The organism is Streptomyces sp. NPDC046465, from assembly GCF_040646035.1.
Classification (GTDB): domain Bacteria; phylum Actinomycetota; class Actinomycetes; order Streptomycetales; family Streptomycetaceae; genus Streptomyces.
The window spans coordinates 118,479-137,739 of record NZ_JBEYZK010000004.1; the positions used below are offsets into that span (position 1 = coordinate 118,479).

The 19,261-nt window shown below is 66.1% G+C and carries 17 protein-coding genes; 10 read left to right on the forward strand and 7 right to left on the reverse strand.

Annotated features, from left to right (window positions below):
• The first annotated feature begins 12 nt into the window (after positions 1 to 12).
• Genes ABZ953_RS08060 through ABZ953_RS08070 form a run of 3 tightly spaced genes read left to right on the forward strand, consistent with a single transcriptional unit; the run spans position 13 to position 6,340 of the window.
• Complete coding sequence (locus ABZ953_RS08060) at positions 13 to 1,980, forward strand: class I SAM-dependent DNA methyltransferase (protein ID WP_361718558.1); 1,968 nt, start codon at positions 13 to 15, stop codon at positions 1,978 to 1,980.
• Entirely contained in the window at positions 1,977 to 3,194 is a 1,218-nt protein-coding gene (locus ABZ953_RS08065) for a restriction endonuclease subunit S (RefSeq protein WP_361718561.1), read from the forward strand. The genes ABZ953_RS08060 and ABZ953_RS08065 overlap by 4 nt, the downstream gene beginning before the upstream one ends.
• Positions 3,194 to 6,340 carry a type I restriction endonuclease gene (locus ABZ953_RS08070; protein ID WP_361718564.1) on the forward strand — a complete coding sequence of 1,049 codons (3,147 nt, stop codon included), beginning with the start codon at positions 3,194 to 3,196 and terminating at the stop codon, positions 6,338 to 6,340. The genes ABZ953_RS08065 and ABZ953_RS08070 overlap by 1 nt, the downstream gene beginning before the upstream one ends.
• Before the next feature lie 192 nt (positions 6,341 to 6,532).
• Here ABZ953_RS08070 and ABZ953_RS08075 read toward each other — a convergent pair whose 3' ends face one another.
• From ABZ953_RS08075 to ABZ953_RS08090, 4 genes are all read right to left on the reverse strand, one after another.
• A complete protein-coding gene (locus ABZ953_RS08075) occupies positions 6,533 to 7,909 on the reverse strand; it encodes a site-specific integrase (protein ID WP_361718567.1) in 1,377 nt (458 codons plus the stop codon).
• Positions 7,910 to 8,311: a hypothetical protein gene (locus ABZ953_RS08080; protein ID WP_361718570.1), complete on the reverse strand. Its 402-nt coding sequence runs from the start codon at positions 8,309 to 8,311 to the stop codon at positions 7,910 to 7,912.
• Positions 8,312 to 8,322: 11 nt separating this feature from the next.
• The gene (locus tag ABZ953_RS08085) at positions 8,323 to 8,619 is read right to left on the reverse strand and encodes a helix-turn-helix domain-containing protein (RefSeq protein ID WP_361718573.1); all 297 of its coding nucleotides are present in this window, start codon (positions 8,617 to 8,619) and stop codon (positions 8,323 to 8,325) included.
• A 156-nt stretch (positions 8,620 to 8,775) separates the two neighbouring features.
• Positions 8,776 to 9,327 carry a helix-turn-helix transcriptional regulator gene (locus ABZ953_RS08090; protein WP_361718576.1) on the reverse strand — a complete coding sequence of 184 codons (552 nt, stop codon included), beginning with the start codon at positions 9,325 to 9,327 and terminating at the stop codon, positions 8,776 to 8,778.
• 281 nt (positions 9,328 to 9,608) lie between these two features.
• On the opposite strand from ABZ953_RS08090, the gene ABZ953_RS08095 reads away from it, so the two are divergent.
• The 7 genes from ABZ953_RS08095 (at position 9,609) to ABZ953_RS08125 (ending at position 16,517) form a co-directional block, all read left to right on the forward strand.
• The gene (locus ABZ953_RS08095; RefSeq protein WP_361718579.1) at positions 9,609 to 11,141 is read left to right on the forward strand and encodes a DnaB-like helicase N-terminal domain-containing protein; all 1,533 of its coding nucleotides are present in this window, start codon (positions 9,609 to 9,611) and stop codon (positions 11,139 to 11,141) included.
• 250 nt (positions 11,142 to 11,391) lie between these two features.
• Positions 11,392 to 12,594, forward strand: a complete 1,203-nt coding sequence (locus tag ABZ953_RS08100; protein WP_361718582.1) for a hypothetical protein — start codon at positions 11,392 to 11,394, stop codon at positions 12,592 to 12,594.
• Positions 12,595 to 12,690: 96 nt separating this feature from the next.
• Positions 12,691 to 13,125: a hypothetical protein gene (locus ABZ953_RS08105; protein WP_361718585.1), complete on the forward strand. Its 435-nt coding sequence runs from the start codon at positions 12,691 to 12,693 to the stop codon at positions 13,123 to 13,125.
• A gap of 189 nt (positions 13,126 to 13,314) precedes the next feature.
• Complete coding sequence (locus ABZ953_RS08110) at positions 13,315 to 13,827, forward strand: MobC family plasmid mobilization relaxosome protein (RefSeq protein ID WP_361718588.1); 513 nt, start codon at positions 13,315 to 13,317, stop codon at positions 13,825 to 13,827.
• Entirely contained in the window at positions 13,828 to 15,540 is a 1,713-nt protein-coding gene (locus ABZ953_RS08115) for a relaxase/mobilization nuclease domain-containing protein (RefSeq protein WP_361718591.1), read from the forward strand.
• A gap of 115 nt (positions 15,541 to 15,655) precedes the next feature.
• Entirely contained in the window at positions 15,656 to 16,045 is a 390-nt protein-coding gene (locus ABZ953_RS08120) for a hypothetical protein (RefSeq protein WP_361718594.1), read from the forward strand.
• Positions 16,046 to 16,298: 253 nt separating this feature from the next.
• A complete protein-coding gene (locus ABZ953_RS08125) occupies positions 16,299 to 16,517 on the forward strand; it encodes a hypothetical protein (RefSeq protein WP_361718597.1) in 219 nt (72 codons plus the stop codon).
• Positions 16,518 to 16,791: 274 nt separating this feature from the next.
• Here ABZ953_RS08125 and ABZ953_RS08130 read toward each other — a convergent pair whose 3' ends face one another.
• The 3 genes from ABZ953_RS08130 to ABZ953_RS08140 form a co-directional block, all read right to left on the reverse strand.
• Positions 16,792 to 17,484 (reverse strand): hypothetical protein, encoded by a 693-nt coding sequence (locus ABZ953_RS08130; RefSeq protein WP_361718600.1) that lies wholly within the window; start codon positions 17,482 to 17,484, stop codon positions 16,792 to 16,794.
• Positions 17,485 to 17,579: 95 nt separating this feature from the next.
• Entirely contained in the window at positions 17,580 to 18,032 is a 453-nt protein-coding gene (locus ABZ953_RS08135; RefSeq protein WP_361718603.1) for a hypothetical protein, read from the reverse strand.
• Between the two features lie 101 nt (positions 18,033 to 18,133).
• On the reverse strand, positions 18,134 to 18,820 hold the full coding sequence (locus ABZ953_RS08140) for a DUF317 domain-containing protein (protein ID WP_361719236.1): 687 nt from the start codon (positions 18,818 to 18,820) through the stop codon (positions 18,134 to 18,136).
• Positions 18,821 to 19,261: the final 441 nt, after the last annotated feature.

The following is a 19,261-nucleotide window of genomic DNA, read 5'->3' on the forward strand; positions in this document are numbered from 1 at the left end:
AGCAGGGCTGAGTTGAGCATTCTGGGTAACTTCGTCTGGTCGATCGCTGATCAACTGCGAGGCGTCTACAGGCCGCACCAGTACGGCGGCATCATCCTCCCATTCACGATCCTGCGACGGTTGGACTGCCTGCTTGAGCCCACCCGCGACGATGTCCGCGCCCTGTCGGAGAGGTTCGACGGTGGCGCCTTGGACGTCCAGGTCAAGCGCAAGACCGGCCTGACCTTCTACAACACGTCGCAGTACGACTTCGCCCGACTGCTTGAGGACCCCGAGGGCCTGCGCGCCAACCTGATCGACTACATCTCGCACTTCTCCGGCAACATCGACGTCTTCGAGCGCTTCGGCTTTGAGGCCGAAATCAACAGGCTTGAAGAGAAGAACCGGCTGTACCTCATCGTCGCGAGGTTCGCAGAGGTCGATCTGCACCCGGACACCGTCCCGAATGCGGCAATGGGTGACCTGTACGAGCACCTGATCTACAAGTTCGCGGAAGCTTCCAACGAGGAGGCCGGCGAACACTACACACCACGCGACGCCATCCGTCTCATGGTCGACCTGCTGTTCGCGGAGGAAAACGAGGCCCTGCTGGAGCCCGGCACCATCCGCACGATCTACGACCCCACCGCTGGCACGGGCGGCATGCTCTCAGTGGCCGAAGAGCGCCTACTGGAGCGCAACAAGCACGCACGCCTGCGCCTGTACGGGCAGGAGATCAACGACCTGTCCTACGCCATCTGCAAGTCCGACATGATCGGCAAGGGGCAGGACGTCGGCAACATCCGGCTCGGAGACACCCTGGCCGACGACAAGTTCTTCGACAAGACCTTCGACTTCTGCATGTCCAACCCGCCCTACGGGGTGGACTGGAAGGCATCGGAAGCCGAGGTTAAGGAGGAGCGCACGAAGGATGGCCCGAACGGCCGCTTCGGTCCCGGCCTGCCTCCGGTCTCGGATGGCCAGATGCTCTTCCTGACGCACCTGGCCCACAAGATGCGCCCCGCGCACGAGGGCGGAGGCCGCGCGGGCATCGTTTTGAACGGTTCCCCGCTGTTCAACGGATCCGCTGAGTCCGGCCCTTCGGAGATCCGCCGCTGGCTGTTGGAGAACGACATGGTGGACGCGATCATCGCGCTGCCCACAGATATGTTCTTCAACACCGGCATTTCAACCTTCGTCTGGATCCTTGACAACAACAAGCAGGCCGAACGCCGGGGCAAAGTGCAGCTGATCGACGCCTCCGATATGTGGGTCAAGATGCGCAAGGGAATGGGATCCAAGCGCAAGGAGATCGACACGGTCGCCCGTGAGCGAATCGTAAAGTTGTATGACGCCTTCACCGAGACTGACAGCACCAAAATCCTTAAGAACACCGACTTCGGATACTGGACGATCACCGTCGAGTGCCCTCTACGCCTGAATTTTTCAGCGTCTCGCGCCGCCGCCCTGGACGAAAAGGCGCTGGCTAAGGCGTTCGGAAAGGGCGCTGACCCGGCACCTTTCCGAACCGTGCTAGCAGACATGGGAAAGCAGATCTATCTGAGCCAAGACAAGTTCATCGAAGCCATCCGCGAGGAGTTCGTCTCGGCCGGGCTGAAGCTGACCCCCGCTCAGTACCGCCACCTGGCCACTACCCTCGGCGAGCCCGACGAGTCGGCAGAGATCGTCACCGACCTAAAGGGCAACCCCGAGCCAGACACCTCTAAGCGCGTAACGGAAAACGTCCCGTTTACCTACGGTGGCAACACGCTCAGCGATCTTGGCCGGAACGAAACAATCAACGCGTATTTTGAGGTCGATGTAGCCCCCCACGTGCCGGACGCCTGGATCGACATGAAGAAGACCAAGGTCGGCTACGAGATTCCATTCACCCGGATTTTCTACACATACACCCCGCCGCGCCCACTGGCGGAAATTGACGGCGACCTGGAAGCACAGATCTCCAAGATCATGGGGCTGCTGCGGGAGGTCGAGGCGTGACAGCGACACAGAGTATCCGCCTGCGATACCTTTACACTCCCTCGGGAGAAGCCAATTGCCCGGGCGAGGAAGTCCTATCGGTCTACCGTGACTACGGGGTGATCCCCAAGTCGTCCCGGTCCGACAACTTCAACAAGACCCCTGAGAACGTCGAGCGTTACCTCCTCGTCCGTGCTGGTGACCTCGTCGTCAATAGGATGAAGGCTTGGCAGGGGTCCCTCGGCGTATCTGACTACCGAGGGATCGTCAGCGGGGATTACGAAGTCCTTCGCCCTACGTCCGACTCTGTTTCTGGCCGGTACATGCACTACGCGCTCCGATCAGGCCACATGATCGGAGAGTACAGGGTGCGCTCAACGGGGATTAGGCCCTCCCAGTGGCGGCTGTACTGGGACCAAATGGGCGACATTCGCATCCCCCTGCCATCCCTAGGAGAGCAAGACCGGATCGCCGCGTACCTCGACAGTGAGACCGCGGAGATCGACACGCTTATCGCTGAACAGCAGCGGCTCGTCGAGATGCTCCGCGAGCGCCGCCAAGCAGTCATCGAAACTGAGACTTTGCGGGCTATCAACCCCCTGCAGATCCCGGCAGGTTCGGCTGTCCCATTCGCAACCGTCGGTCACGGCTTCAGTGTCACGCTTGGCAAGATGCTGGATGCTGGAAAAGAGCGGAGGCCGGACGACACCGATCTTCCTTACGTCCGAGCAGCGAACATTCAGGACACCGGCCTTGATCTCACGGACGTGAAGTCGATGCCATACTCACCCGACGAGGCCGCTCGATTGGACCTGCGCGCTCAGGACGTGCTCGTCGTCGAGGGAGGCGCGGTTGGCACCTGTGTTGTACTCGACAGCGATATGCCCGGCTGGTCCTTCCAAAAGACCGTGAACCGACTCCGCCCTCTCAGTGACTGGAGTTCGCGGTTCTATGCCTATGTGATCCGCGCCTATAGGGACATTGGCGTGATCAGCACACTAGGAAACCAATCCACCATCGCACACTTCACTGCGGAAAAGCTCCGCGCCCTTCGAGTGCCGGTTCCCCCTGCGGCAGAACAGCGCCGGATTGCCGACTACCTGGATCGTGAAACCCTTCGGATTGACACATTGATCGCAGAGTCTGAGCGTTTGATCGACCTGTCCAAAGAGCGACGTGCTGCTCTGATCACTGCGGCCGTCACTGGCCACGTCGACGTCCGGCAGGAGAGCTGATGGGCCAGCACAATGAGATCCAGTTCGAGAAGGAGCTGTGCGAATACCTGGCCACAAACGGCTGGCTGTACTCCAAGGACGACACCGGTTACGACCGTGAGCGTGCCGTGTTCCCTGCGGACTTCTTCGGCTGGCTCCAGGACACGCAGCCGGACGAGCTGGGCAAGGTCGTCAAGGCGGATGCCTCGGACGAGGCCAAGCAACGCAATCAGTTGCTGGACCGCCTGGTGAAGTTACTCACCATCGACATGGAGAACGGTGGCGGCACCCTCAACGTGCTCCGCCACGGCTTCAAGCACCTCTCGGCCAAGCTCCGCATGTGCCAGTTCAAGCCCGAGTCGACCCTGAACACCAAGACGGTGGCGGACTACGAGAAGGGCCGCCTGCGCGTCATGCGACAGGTCCACTTCTCCACAGCTGACCAGCGCAGCGTGGACTTGGTGTTCTTCATCAACGGCCTACCGGTGGCCACGGCCGAGCTCAAGACTGACTTCACGCAGACGGTCGAGGACGCCAAGCAGCAGTACAAGACCAGCCGACAGCCGAAGGACCCAGGCAGCAAGCACATCCAGCCGCTGTTCACCGCCGGACGTGGCGCGCTGGTGCACTTCTCGGTCTCCAATGACGAGGTGTGGATGACCACGAAGCTGGCCGGAGAGAAAACGTTCTTTCTGCCGTTCAACCGGGGCACCGAAGACGGTGGGGCCGGCAATCCGCTCAACCCGCAAGGGTCGCCATCGTCTTACCTGTGGGAGCAGGTGCTGCAGCGCGACGCGTGGCTCAACATCTTCGGCCGGTTCATGTACATCAAGCACGACCGGCACACCGATCCGATCTCCGGCAAGACGACACGGTCGGCGACTCTGCGCTTTCCGCGCTTCCACCAGTGGGAGGCCGTCACCCGGGTGACCGACGCGGTCATCGAGGAGAGGGCCGGCCACCGTTACCTGGTCCAGCACTCGGCGGGCTCAGGCAAGACCGACTCGATCTCGTGGTTGGCCCACCGTCTGGCCCGCCTTCAGGTGGACAACACCAAGGTCTTCGACTCGGTCATCGTGGTCACCGACCGCACCGTACTAGACGGGCAGTTGCAGGACGCGATCAAGCAGATCGACAACGACCAGGGCATCGTGATGGCCATCGATCGAAGGGAGGCCGCCCGGGCGGGGTCCTCCAAGTCGGGGATGCTGGCTAAGGCTCTCGCCGACGGCAAGCTGATCATCGTCGTCACGATCCAGACCTTCCCGTTCGCGATGGCCGAGATCCGGCAGTCCAAGGGCCTGAAAGGCAAGAAGTTCGCCGTCATCGCCGACGAGGCGCACTCCTCCCAGTCCGGTCAGGTCGCCGCCAAGCTCAAGGCCATATTGACCTCCGAAGAGTTGAAGGAGATCGAGGAAGGCGGCGAGATCGACGTCGAGTCGATCCTGGCGGCAGAAGCCTCCGAGCGGGCGACCAGCGAGAACATCTCCTACTTCGCGTTCACCGCAACGCCCAAGAACAAGACATTGGAGTTGTTCGGCCGGGTACCTGATGGCAAGGACGTGCCTCCACAGGCGTTCCACGTGTACTCGATGAGGCAGGCCATCGAGGAGGGCTTCATCCTGGACATCCTCCAGGGTTACCACTCATTCAAGCTGGCCTTCCAGGTCGGCCAGAACGCTGCCGCTGGCGGCGCGGAGGTCAACCAGAGCGAGGCGACCAAGCAGGTCATGCGGTGGGTGAAGCTCAACCCGCAGACCATCGCGCAGAAGGCCGCGGTCGTCGTCGAGCACTTCCGCTCTAACGTCGCACATCTGCTGGATGGACACGCCAAGGCAATGGTCGTAGCCGACTCCCGCAAGGGCGCCGTGCGCTTCAAACTGGCCATCGACAAGTACATAGGCAAGAAGGGCCTGGGCTACGGCACCCTGGTGGCGTTCTCCGGAAAAGTCGAGGACACCGAGTCGGGGCCGGAGGACTTCACCGAAGCCTCAATGAACCCGGGGATACACGACTTGCGGACCGCGTTCAAGGGCGACGAGTACAAGGTCATGATCGTCGCGAACAAGTTCCAGACCGGCTTCGACCAGCCGTTACTGTGCGCCATGTACGTCGACAGGCTGCTGTCGGGCGTGACGGCGGTACAGACACTCTCGCGCCTCAACCGCACCTACATCACCCCGTCGGGCGTTCAGAAGACCTCGGCGATGGCGCAGGTCGTGGACTTCGTGAACGACCCGGGCAAGATCCAGCAGGCGTTCGAGCCGTATTACACAGACGCGCATCTGGAGCAGTGCACCGACCCGAACCTGGTACACGACCTCTCCGCCAAGCTGGACACCTTCGGGATATACACGCCGACCGAGATCGACCAGTGTGCCGAAGCGTTCGTGAAGAACAAGGGCAACAACGCCCTGACGGCCGCGGTGAACCCCGGAAAGCAGCGGTTCCAGAAGCGGTATACCACCGCCCTTGCCGCGAACGGCGGTCAGGGAGACAAGACCGCGCTAGAAGAGCTCGACATGTTCCGCAAGGACGTTGGCACGTTCGTGCGCCTGTACGACTTCATGAGCCAGATCGTCGACTACGGCGATGCGGACCTGGAGAAACACAGCATCTACTTGCGGCTGCTAGCCCGCAGGATTCAGCCCGACAACTTCACCGCCCCGATTGACTTGTCCGACATCGTGTTGCAGAACGTCAAACACATAGATAAGGGCAAGACCGACATCGTCCTGGGCGGAGAGGATATTGCGCTCAAGGGCATGACGGCTGCGGGGTCAGCAGGCAAGAAGGACCCGAAGCTGGTCGCCTTCCAGACTGTCCTGGAACGGCTCAACGATCTATTCGGCAACGAAGACTTCACGCCCTCCCAGAAGGTTTCCTTCCTCGAGGCCCTGCTGGGCTCCCTCCTAGACGACGCGGGCCTGGTCCAGCAGGCCAAGGTCAATAGCCCGACGCAATTCGCCGAGTCTCCAGACTTCGACGACGCCGTCACGGGTGCGGTCGCGGACAACCAGGGCGTACACAACAAGATGAGCGATTACTTCTTCACCAGTACGCCGGGTCGAACGCAACTCGTCGCCGAACTCGCCAAGTGGTTCTACGCCGTTGTTGTCGATCAAGCGGCGGAGGCCAGTGAGGCCACAGAGCCGACCCAGAGGTGACGCGGTGCCGGTCTCGTAGTCCCAGGCCAGGCAGTGCTCCGCCGACCACCGCCAGAGCTTGGCGACGACGCGGCTGGCCCACCCCAGCGATCGCCCGACCCGTGGTCCGGGGAATGCGCCCTGTGGCTGGGCTTGGTGCAGGAGGTGGCGAAGCCTCCCACACCAAGCCCAGCGGGGGCCGCGACGAACGTGCTACCACTCGTCGACATCGCCGTACTTCCCCGGGTTCTTGGCACGGTCCACAGCCTGGGCGCATGCCTCCGGGAAGGCGTGCTCCACAGCCGCCTTGTCGACGCCCCGCACCTGGGCTTCGACCTCCTGGCCAGGCCGACGGGTGGTGTGCCAGCGCACCGGTAGGTCCGTGTAGAGGTCGGTTTCGAACTCCCATGCTGGCGTGGCCCATTGCTCGTCGCGGCCGATGTATAGCCGTTCGCCGCCAGGCAGGAACAAGGCGTGAGCGTGGTGGACGAGCCGGCGGTCGGGCATCTGGTCGCGGATGGCCCGCATGCAGCTGGGGTCCTCCTGCTCCCACTTCCGCCGGTCCCATTCCTCGACCTCCGCAGAGTGGTCGGGATGATCGGTGCCCCACCTTGAGGCCACGGTCTCGGCGTACTCGCGGTGTAGAAACGGGATACGACGGTTGCCGAGGTGGGCGACATACACCGCCGACTCCACTGTCGCAGCACTCTGGCTCGGGCCCGGCACGGAGCCACCGGGTGTCGGTTGGGTCGGGCGGAGGCCCGTGCCCCACAGGAGGCCGCCCACCTTCGCCGCCGTCTGCTGGAGCACCTGGCCGGTGACGTGCTGATAGCGGCGTCGCATCCGGGCGGACTTGCCGGGCTCCCAGCCCATGATGCGGTCGACGACCGCTTCGGGGACGCCGAGGATGAGCAGAACTGTCGCGGCGGTGTGACGGGCGTCGTGTAGACGGCCGTCACGGACCTTGGCCGCCTTGAGCAGGTCCTTCCACCGGTGGAAGTCGGTGTTGGGGTTGAGCGGCTCTCCGGTCGGTGAGGTGAACACGTACCCCTTCTCCACCCATAGGTCCCGGGCGAGGGCTCGCTCACGCTCCTGCTCCTCCTTGTGCCGCTTCAGGAGCTTCAGCAGCTCCTCGGGCATGCCGATCGGACGCTTGCCGGCGCGCGTCTTGGTGTCCTTCGTCTCGCGCCGCACGTTGATCTTCTGCGGGCAGTAACCGGGCTTGCGGCCGCACTTGTCGCCGCAGCCGTGCTGGTAGCGCGGTCGCAGGCGTCCTCGGCGTACGAGGATGACGCCCACCTCGAAGTCGACGTCCGCCCACTTCAAACCGAGGACCTCGCCTTGGCGCAGGCCGAGTGCGAGGGCGATGACCCAGCGAGCGGTGTTGCGCCCCTTGGTGGCCTCGGCGAGGAGGCGCTGGACCTCCTCCAGCGAGTACGGCTCGACCTCCTCCTCTTCGACCCTGGGTGACTTGGCGACCGAGGCCGGATTGATGGTGAGGTGACGGCGGCGTACGGCCTGGTTGAGCGCGGTCTTGACCGTTCGGTGCGTCTGGTGGGCGGTGCCGGCGGAGCTGCCGTTCGCCTGCATCTACCGGTAGAGGCGCTCCAGGTGCTCAGGCTCCAGCTTCTCCAGACGGTGGGAGCCCAGGCCGGGGATGAGGTGGTGGTAGACCGCCACGCGGTAGCCGTCGATGGTGTTCTCACCGACGTTGGGCGCGGCGATGTTCTCCACCCAGTGGGTCAGCCAGGTCTCGACCGTCCATGTCTGGCCGGCCTTTCGGACACCGGTGGAGTCGCGCTGCTTCTCCAGCTCACGAACGGCCTTGGTGACCTCGGCGCGGGCCTTGCGCCCGACGTGGCGCCGGTCGGGGGTGCCGTCGTCTTTGACTCCGACGGTGACGCGGCCGTGCCAGCGTCCGTCCTTGCCGAAGTAGATGGACGAGGCTCCGTTGGGCTGGCGGGAGTTCTGGGGCTTGGTGGTCTTTGCCATGGTCGCCCCGCTCAGGCCGCAGTGTCGAAGTCCGTGGCCTGGTGGCGGGCTAGGAACTCGCCGACCGCTTCAGCGGGTATGCGGCGCAGACTGCCGATCTTGACGGAGTGGATTGCCCCGGACGAGACGTACTCGTACATCTTCGTCCGGCCGATGCCGAGGCGGCGGGCGGCTTCGGCGACGGTGAGGCCGACGAGGGTGGTGTCGCTCTGCTCGCTGGCGCGTGTGGCCATGAGCTTGCGGAGGGAGTCCTCGGGGACGTCGAGGATCTGGGCGATCTGGGCAAGGGGCAGGGAGTGCTGGGGCAAGGGTGTACTCCTCCTCCGGCGCACACGGTCGCGGGGCGGCAACCCTCGCGGACCAGGCCGGTGGTGATGATCATGGATGGGCGGTAATGGTGGGGTGTGGCGGCACGCTTCTGAGCGTTCGCAGCGCCGCGGGCATAGGCCCGTAGACCTCCGGGGTCAGGTGTCCCTGGCCTTCTTCCGAGCTTGATCGCGTTCGCGGCCTCGGACGAACTCGGGCTTGTTCTCCCGGAGCCATGCGTTGTCTTCGAGCCGTATCAGCTGATCGAGCTCGGCCTTCTGCTCCACGCCGTTGTTGGCGAAGTGGTCCAGCTCGAAGTCGAGATCGCGAATCTCGCGCTCCAGGCGCTGCGCGTCGATCTGCAGTTCAGCGAGAGCGTGGGACTTCTTGATGCGATCGCGGACGAGTCCACGGACCAGGGCATCGGCGTACTTCATGGGCGGCGCGGTCAGCTCGTCCATGGTGAGGCCGAATACCTGGCAGAAGCCGAGTGCCTCGTCGAGGTTGACCCGGCGTCGCGGCTTACCACTCTCGATGCGCCAGATCGCGGCCTGGTTGACCGGGTGGCCGGCCTCGGCCATCTTCTCGGCCAGGGCGACCGTGCTCCAGCCGCGCGTCTCACGCTCCTGCTTGATGCGATCGGCGACGTAGTCCTCGGGCACGGGCCGGTCCGAGCCCGCTGCGCGTGCCGCGTCGTCTTTGCTGCTCATCTCCACCTCCTCCCTTCAGGGTGACACCAGGGACCACTACGGCCAGGGTCAGAAGTGAACCTCATTGCGGAGACGAATGCAACTCATTGCATTTCCGAATCTCTGGGGTATGGTTTCCGTCCACCCCCGAACACCGGGGAACGCACACGGACATGAAAAAGCCCCCGGCGCTGCGAAGCACCGGGGGCAAAGCATGAACTCTCGCTAACCGCCCATCCCTGAACGATCGACCGGTCCGGCCGGGGTTGCCGCCCCGTGTGGCCTGCCGGGTGAGGAGCTCTATGCCTCAGGGTACGACCCTGCCGCCCCAGATGCCATCCCGCTACGAAGAAGGCCCCACGCCGCCGCTGGACGGGGCGGCGCCTCCGCAGAACGTAGAGGCGGAGCGTGCGGTCCTTGGCGCCTGCATGCACAGCAGGGACGCCATCGACGCGGCCCGGCCCATCCTGGGTGACGACGCCTTCTACCGGCCCGCGCACGAGACCATCTGGCGCGCGCTGCTCACCCAGCACCGCGAGGGAAGACCGACCGACCCGATCGCCCTCACCGAGCTTCTTGAGGAACAGGGCAACCTGACGCGTGTCGGTGACCGCTCCTACGTGTTCCAGCTCTCGGACGTGCTCTACGGCACTGGCGATGCGGCGTACCACGCGGAGATCATCCGCAAGAAGGCCGACCTCCGCCGCCTGCGCACCTCCGCGGTACGCACCCTCCAGCGCGCGCAGGAACCGGGCGCCGACCCCGAGGCGATACGCAGCGAGGCCGAAACGGAGATGCAGGCCGAGCGGGAGCGCGCCCTCGCCTCGGGCCAGGGGCGCCTGAACCGCTTCGCCCGAGACGGGTGGTCCTTCGTCAAGGAGACCGGCGCGGATGCGGAGCCCCTGTGGGGAACCCGCGAAAAGACGGTCTGGGCCTCCGGCGAGAGCCTGATGATCGTCGGCGCCCCGGGCGTTGGTAAGACCACCCTGGCCCACCAGGTGATCTTCGCCCGCCTCGGCCTCCAAGAAACCGTCCTGGAAATGCCGGTCGCCCCCAGCAGGCGGGTGCTCTACCTGGCCATGGACCGGCCCAAGCAGATCGCCAGGGCCATGGACCGCCGGGTCTTCGCCACCGACGAGAAGATCCTGCGCGAGCACCTCGTGGTCTGGGAAGGCCCGCTGCCCGCCACCCTCGACAAGGAGCCCGACCTCCTCGCCGATCTCGCCGCCGCACACCAGGCCGACACCATCGTGATCGACAGCCTCAAGGACGCGGTCAGCACGATGGTCGACGACAGCGCCGCGGTCACCTTCCACAACGCCCGCATGCGCGCCCTGCGCAACGGCGTGGAGATCATGGAGCTGCACCACCAGCGCAAGGCCACCGCCGACGCCCCCCGCGGCCAGCGCCCCAACCTGGACCAGGTCTACGGCTCCACCTGGATCACCGCAGGCACGGGCAGCGTCCTCTTCGTCACCGGCAAGGCCGGCGATCCCGCCGTCACGCTGCATCACCTCAAGACCCCCACCGGGGAGGTCGGCCCGCTGGACGTCACCCACGACCACAAGCGCGGCACCACCACCCTCGACCCCACCAAGGACCCCGCCGTCCTGCTGCGCAACGCCCCGAACGGGATGAGCAGCCGTGAGCTGGCGACCGTCCTGATCGGCGGGGGCGACCCCGAACGCGCCGACCTGGAAAAGGCGAGGCGCCGCCTGGAGAACCTCGTGGTCACCGGTCTCGCGACCAAGGCGGACGGCATCGCCGGAGGGGCCGGAGGCGGCCAGCAGACCCGCTACTACGCCTCGGCTCGCCACCTCACCGCCGTCGGCTGACCTCCCTCACCGGTCTCCGTTATGCGATCACGGAACCGTACACGCGGCCCTCACGTGCGCACACCGCGGTGGAGCGCTCACAGCGCACACGCTCACCGCAAAACCGCAGGTCAAACGATCACGCGAGCGTCCACGCCGTTCACGCGCCCAGGCGTACACGCGCGGGGCCCCCTTTAGAAGGGGCCCCGCGTGAACGCCCCCTCCGTGAACGCCTCCCTACCTGCCTCCCCGCCTCCTGGAGACCACCTGCATGTTGCTCCCCCTGCCTACCTGGGCCGCCTTGGCCATCGCGGCCCTCGGGCTGCTGGCCGGATGGCTCGGCTGGCGTAGCCGACGCGGTACTGACGGCCTTCGACGCCCGTCCACATTGGCGGTCCGGATTGCCGCTGTCTCGGCAGCCGCGTGCACCGCGTACAGCGCTGACACCAGCTGGCGGTTCGCCGCCGACTACCTGGACATCGCCAGCACCGTCGAGCGCGCGTTCATGTTCGCCACCGCTGAACTGGCCTTGTTCGCAATGGCCTTGATGGCACGCCAGAATCTGAAGGGTCCGAACCAGGCACCGGGCCCGCCCGGCGTCCTGGTGTGGGTGATCACCGGAGCCCAGATCATCCCCGCCTACGCCGAGTCAGGCCCCGTCGGCGGCACGGTCCGAGCATTGATCGGCCCGGTCATGGCCGCACTCCTCTGGCACCTGGCCATGGGCATCGAGCTCCGCAACCACACCCCCACAGCCACCTCCCGCAGCATGCTCGGGGTCCTCGGACGCCAGGCACGCGAGCGGCTCCTGGCACGCCTGGGCATCCACGACCAGGACGCCGATGCCGCACGGCTCATCCGCGAGCGCGCCCTGAGCCAGGCCGTCACGCTGATCCTCCGCATCGAAGCGATGCCCAAGGAGAAGCAGGCCAAGGGGCATGGTCGGCGCGCTACTCGACGTCTGCACGAGGCGCTGGAGCGCGCCGGTGTCGACAGTGATCCGCGCCAGGACGAACTGCTCCCGCGCAAGCTCGGTACCCGCCAGCAAGCCACACAGCTGACCTCGCTCCCTCTGCCCCAGCGGTGGCAGACGCCCGGTGCCCGAGTCCCCCAGCCCTGGACTGCCGCCTCGAAGCGGACATCACCTGCCCGCCATTCCGCCGCAGCAGATCCGGGCGATGAAGAACCGCGCCGGGCGGACCGCCCGGAATCGACCGCCCGCCCGCAACTCCCACAGCGCACCGGCCCGGAGCCGAATGCCCGCACCTCCGCGAGTGGGAGCCCGGACGAGGAACCGGACACGAAGCGCCCAGGACGCAAGCCCGATCTGCCCAGGCACGTCCTCACCGAGTACGCGGAGGGCATCTACCGCGAGACGGGCCGCCTCTCAAGGGACTCCCTCAAAGCAGCCGTTCGCGCCGACGGCCCACCAAGTCGGCACCGATCTCGCCCAGAGCGTCGTCAACGCCGTTAAGGCCGAGCGCCCGGACTCCGCTCCCGCAGATCACCCCCACTGAGGGCTGCTCCACCCCGCAGCCTCCCCCGCCCATCACTCGAAAGGCCCTCCACCATGCCCCGTTCGACCGCTCCCGCCTGGACCTGCGGCAACAACGCCTGCCCGATCTGCACCGCCCCGGAGCGCGACGAAAGGACCATGCTTCGCTGCGCCATCCTCACCCTGCTGGAACACGGCCGATGGATGGCCTGCGATGAGATTCCCCTGCCCGACATCCTGTCCGTCGGCGGCGACTACCTGAGCCGCTTCAAGGGCGGGCTTTGTGGCGACACCCCGATGCCTGTTGCCGAGCACTGGGCCTGGCTCGATGCCGAGCTGCGTCTGCTTGTCGCCCGCGCCGCCGGGCTGGATGCCGTCAGCACCCTCGACCCGCGCATCGACAAGATTCTGGCCACCGCCGCCCGCCGCACAACGCGAGGCCAGGTGAAGCTGCTCGATCTCGCCGCCAAGCAGTTCACGGACCTCTACAAGCGACCGCAAACCGCTTGAACTGACCAAGCCCCCTCGCGACCCCTCGCCTCTTTTCCCAGCACAAGGACATCCGCTATGCGCGACCCACGTCTCGAAGACCTCGCCACCCCAGGCGATGCAGGTGGAATGACCCCTGCCTCGCCGGGAGCAAGCAATGGCGATGGACCGTCCATAGGCCGGTCCATCGCGAACTCCTCCGCCCCTGGGGTGGCGGAGGGGCAGCTCCGGCACGAGGGCGTGCCGGAGCAGGAGGGAGTGGGCGTCGGCGAACCGCCGACCCCCACCCCGGTGGGCGCCAAGCAGCGTTCGCCGCACCGCCGCGCGAACCTCGACGCGCAGCGCGAAGAGCGCGTCACCGTCCGCTTCGCGTCGCACGAGAAGCAGAGCATCCAGGCGGCGAAAAGAGCCGAGCACGTGACCATGGCCACCTACATCGCCGATGCCACCATGGCCCGCGTCCGAGGTGAGATCACCGTCGCCCCCGTGCGCACGGCCTACGACGACGCGATCGACGAACTCGTCGCCCTGCGCACGCAGATCGCCCGGATCGGCAACAACGTCAACCAGATCGCCCGCCGCCTGAATACGGGCGGGAAGCCACACCCTGTGGACACCGCGATCCTTCACCGGGCGGACCGGCTGCTCGCCACCGCCCACGACACAGTCCGGGCGATCGACGATGCCGCCTACCGGGCAGCCGGGCAGAAGTGGGCTGCCTGAGTGATCGCGAACATCGTCAAGCCGGGCGACAACACCCACGGCGTGCTGGCCTACCTCTTCGACAAGGGCCGCGCCAACGAACACACCGACCAGCACATCGTTGCCTCCTGGGACGACTTCATCCCCGACCCCGGCCCCTGGGACAGTCCCGGCCACAAGCAGCGTCTCGGCCAACTCACCCAGGCACTCGATCTGCGGGTCAAGCAAGCCGGAGACAAAGCACCCGAGGGGCACGTGTGGCACTGCTCTCTCCGCGCCGCACCCGAGGACCGCATCCTCACCGACGCCGAGTGGGCCACCATCGCCCGGCGCGTCTTGCACACGACCGGCATCGCACCCGACGGCGATCCGGACGGCTGTCGCTGGGTCGCCGTGCGTCACGCGGAGGACCACATCCACATCGTCGCCACCAAGGTGCGCGGTGACCTGCGACCACCGCGGAACTGGAACGACTACCACCGCGCCATGAAAGAACTGACAGCCATCGAGCAGGACTTCGGCCTCACCCGGGTAGCACGCGGGCCCGAGGCCGCTGCCGGCACATCGGCAGTGAAGCGCCCCACCCGGGCCGAGCAGGAGAAGGCCAAGCGACTGGGCAACGGCAAGACCGCGCGTGATCGGCTGCGGCACACCGTTCGTGCCGCGCTCTCTCACGCCCAAGATTTGGACGACTTCTTCAACCTGCTCGCCGACGCCGGCCTGCAAGTCGAAACACGCACCCTGCCCTCCGGCGACCTCCAGGGCTACAAAGTCGCCCTGCCCGACGAGAACCCGCCCATCTGGTACTCAGGCTCCAAACTCGCCACCGACCTGTCCCTCCCTCAGATCCAAAAGCGCCTCGCTGCCGCCGAAGCACCCGCCAACCCCACAGAATCACCGGCTGGGCGCCACCTTCCCAACCCCTGGCACCAGGCCACCGCAGCAGCCGAACGAATCCCCCACCACATCGAGCACGGCAACGACCCCGCCGTTCAGGCTCACCTGACCGTCTTCAGTGAAGTCCTCTACGCTCTACCCGCCCACGCTCCCATGGAGCTCAGGGATGACCTCCGACGAGCCGCTGTCGCTTTCGAGCAAGCCGCCCATACTCGCGCACAAGCTGATCACCAGCACGCCCGCGCCCTGCGCGGTGCACTGAAGGGCATGCGTGACCAGTCGGCGGGCCTCTCCGGCCTGGCAATGCTCCTGGACACCGCTCTCGTGGTCGTTCTCGCTGCCCAGTGGCGCAGCGCGCTGCGCCACCACGACCGGCAGATCGCCGCAGCCCGCCAGACACTCGTCCATCTCCAAGCTGCCTACGACCAGATCGCTCCCGCGGCCCTCGCTCAGTTCGCGACGTACCGGCCTGTGGACGACACGGTTCACGACTACGCCCGCGTGCTGCGCGAAGCCCTGCCTTCCCATGCAGAGCAGATCTTTGGCGAAAGGGGCTGGCCCGCCCTCACCGCCGTCCTCGCCGCCGCAGAAGCAGCCGGCCACGACCCCGACACCGTTCTGCGACAGGCAGTTCAGCAACGCTCCGTCGACGACGCCACCTCAGCAGCCGAAGTCCTCGTCTGGCGCATCCAACGCCTCGGCGAGCGGCACGCATCTGGTCCCGGCGCACGCGCTGCCCAAGCAGCCCGCCCACGCGCTCGCCACACCCCGCATCCAGGAACCGGGATACAAGCCTCATATCAGCCCTGGCAATCTCGCAGCGGCAGGTCCCGGTGAGCAGCGATCACGTCGCCCGAGGGGGCGCAACATAGCCGACGGTCGCCGGTTAGCCAAATCGGCGATTCTCCGGAGTATTTGTGCCCCACCCCGGCCTCCGGAAGGACACGCCTGCATGCCCCCGACTGACATACGCCCCCGCGTCATCGCGCTCGTCGCTGACCTGGACACCACCCGACCCGACGGGCCCGAGCGCCTTCACCACCTCGACGGCCGCGAGTTCACCGACGCCGAGTACGACCTGTTCGCCAACGTCACCCCGGACGAGATCACCCTCGCGGCCGCCTACAAAGCGCCCTCGGTGCCTGACGGGCTGAGCGAACGCCACAGCGCCGCCAAAGCCCTCGTCGGCCTCTTCATGAAGTACGCGACCCGCGCGCTCGACGACTCCCTGGACGCCGTCCTCGACCTCATGACCGACGAGGACTACGCCCAGTTCGAGTACCTGTCCGCCCGCCACCGCGCTCTGAGCGCACGCGACGAGGACACACCAGCCACGCGGTAACTGCCCGCCTGCCGCACACCTCGATCACATCCTGCCGGCCACCACCCCCACGCCCGGCACATCCCAGCAGCACCCGGCAAGGAGCACCCACATTCCCACCACCACACCCCGCCCTGAGATCGTCGCCCTGCTGTGCGACGCGGACTTCCAGAAGCGTGCCGACACCGGCACCTGGTCCCACCGCGACGGGCGTCCCTTCACCCGGAAGGAACAGGACACCGCCTTCACCGCCACCCGCGTCGAGGTCGAAGAGATGCGAGAGCAGCTGGCGCGCTACCGCACGTACCTCCAGACGAAGGCCGATGCCCCCGCAGACCTGGAAGCTTTCCTGGCCCCGTTCTGGCAGCGTCTGCACGAAAAGACCCTCGGCAACGCCGTCACGCTCATGACCCGAGACGAATTCGCCGAGCTCAACCGACTCCTCGCCGCGATGGACGAACCAGTCCGTCCTTTCACGCCGTACGCCTACTGACAGCAGCAGCCGTACCCGGCCACTGACATGACGAAAGGGGCTTGCGGTCAGGATGATTCCTGACCGCAAGCCCCTTTCCCTACCTGGGTCACCGCACCCTCGGTCTCACGAACCACACCGTCACGCGGGCGGCCATGAGTCCCGCGAGGCGGAGACGATCACCAGGACGTTGCCGGTGCGGCACGCGGAGCCAGCGCATAGGAGCCACTCTCCCAGCCGTTGAGACCACGATCACGGACGATCCGCGCCAAGATCAGAAGCGGGCCAGCGGCAGTCAAACTACGCGCTGCACCTTACCGAGGGCCTTCTTCAAGTGCCTATCGACAAGGCTGGGAGCCCCCGAGACGACGACCAAGACGTCACCCACACGGATGGCCGTCTGCTTGACGACACTGCGCTGCCCACCGGCGGAATAGGTGAGCAGCTGGCTCCACTGCTCATCGCCGACGTCCGGCGCAGCCATCTCCCCCGTGCCTATGTCAACCACGGTGCTGCCCGACGCCACCTGATAAGAGGGGCAAGAGAGCATCGCGTCGAAGACCTTCCCGATGCCCTTGGACAGCTTCGCGGCACTGTCGCTGTACAGCTCCTCGCTCACCTCGGAGCTGTCACTGCCGGTGTAAGCGAAGGACACCTCCGCCTTGCGAGGGAAGTCGAGGCCGGAGCCGGAAGCTGTGCGCTTTCCGAGCTTCGCCAATGCAGGGCAGCCGCTCACCGTGACGTCGTCGTGTCGTTTGGGCGCCTCCGGTTTACGGGTGTAGCCGTCGCCCAAGTCGCTCTCGTCGAGAAGCCGCTTACTCAGAGTGGCCGAGGAGAGCGGAGCGGGTGCGGCGGCGTCCTTGCCCTCCTGACGCGCGGACGAGGGAGCAGTCGGGTTGCCGACGGGAGCGCTGTCGTTGGAGCAGCCCGCCAGGGCCAAGGCGGCAAGGGCCGTCAAGCCCAGGACGGTGGTGGTGTGTAGACGCATGCGGTACCCCAAAGTTGGTGCGTTACGGACGGCTGACCAGGCCGGCCCTCCCGGCGCCGACGATGCGAAGGAACAGGGTGAGGGGTTCGCGAGGATCAGTGGCCGAGGTGGCGCAGACCATCCTCCAAAGTGGGATGCCAGTCACCGCCTGGACCGGCGTGGCGGTTGTACCAAGCGGTATCCAGCCGTGGCTCCCGCTGTTGGTGGCCGGCTGCGCAGCGCAGCCACACGGACCCATCTCGCAGGTTGAGGACAACCCAGTCCCGGTAGACGCCACACGTCGAGCACGCCTGAACCGCGCCGTCGATGACCAGGGGCGGGTCCCACCGCATCAGGAACCCCTCGACGTCCCGATGGACCGGAGCCCGCAGATCCGGGGGCGGCAAGTCCGGCACGACCGGCGCCTCACCCGGTCCGGTTTCTGCCGGTGTCTCGGCCGGGATCGTGTCGAGCGGCGACGGCTGCTGGGCGAACTTGAGCAGCAGCGCCTGTCCCGCGCGCTGGACTTCGCGGAACTCGCGGTCGGCACGGGCACGTCGTCGGAACATGCGGGGTCTCCTATCTCTGCCATCTGGCAGGTACAGCGAGGGGGCAACTTGAGGGAAGGGCCGACGAGCAGGCCGGCAGCTGCTCAATCGGGGCGGTGGTATCAGCCGCGTCGGACGATGGTGAGTCGCCCCTGTGCCCCTTCGGGCAAGGTCCGGCGGGGTACAGGTGCCTGCGAGGCGAGCGATGAGGCGAATACTGCAACCAGGTCATCGGGAACGCTGGCGCTGAAGCTCGCGCACCACAGATACGGGTCGCCAAGAACTGGCTCTGCCCACGCCTGCCAGCCCACCAGGCCAGGACGCGGATCAGCGTCCTGGATGAGCGGGGGCACCATCTCCAGGGAAACGCTGCAGGAGAACCCTGGGTCCGAGGCGGTAGTGCGGGGCCGGTCCACATCGCGTAGCCAGCCCCGGGCGCCGAGCGCGTTGAAGACCGTCTCAGGCTCCTCGAATCCAAAGTCGGGCGACTCACGGAAATCGAGCGCAGCGAGGAGGTCGGCGAGGACCTCGTATGGGACACCAGTGGTGAAGTACGCGTTCCACTCCGTCATCACGGAGGCGGCACCTGAACGGGCGCTCACCTGCCAGGCCACGGGCAGTCCGCCCAGCTCGAACGGGTAAGCCGCGAGGATCCACTCGGCGCCGAACAGTTCGTCCGGGCTCACGTACAGCAGGGTGTTACGGGCGGTGGGCCACATACGCCAGCCGAGACCGGACAGGGTCTTGCCGGTTCGCTCGGCGAGAGCGCCATCGTCACCAGCCAAGTGGCGCGGAGTGACCCAATACACCGGGTCGTGTGTGTCGGAGCGGAAGGGGTCGTTGGGATGGTGCGGGTGCAGGGGCGCCTCCGTAGGCTCGGTGGATGGATCTTCTAGCCGGGTGTCGTACGTTGACATGGGTTGCGCCCATGCACCAGACCTTTCGAGATCTGTCCTGTCTGCTCCCGGCGAACTGCTGACCCTTGCCCTTCAATCGAGGCGTTTGACACTGAACCCAGCCGTTCGGCTTCCGTGACGTCGAACCTAGTCATGCGGGGCGAGCACGCCGAGGGGGTGTTGATGGCCGTACCGGCTGGGGCGGACTGGGCCGTGCCGTACGTCGGAGAGTCGTGCGTGAATTCCGAACCCGAGCGTCGGCCGCGTTCGCTGCTGGATTACACGAAGGCCGTATTTGAGGATGCGGTCCCATACGGCCGTATCGGGGGTAGACGAGGCGGTGCCGTTTCTCCG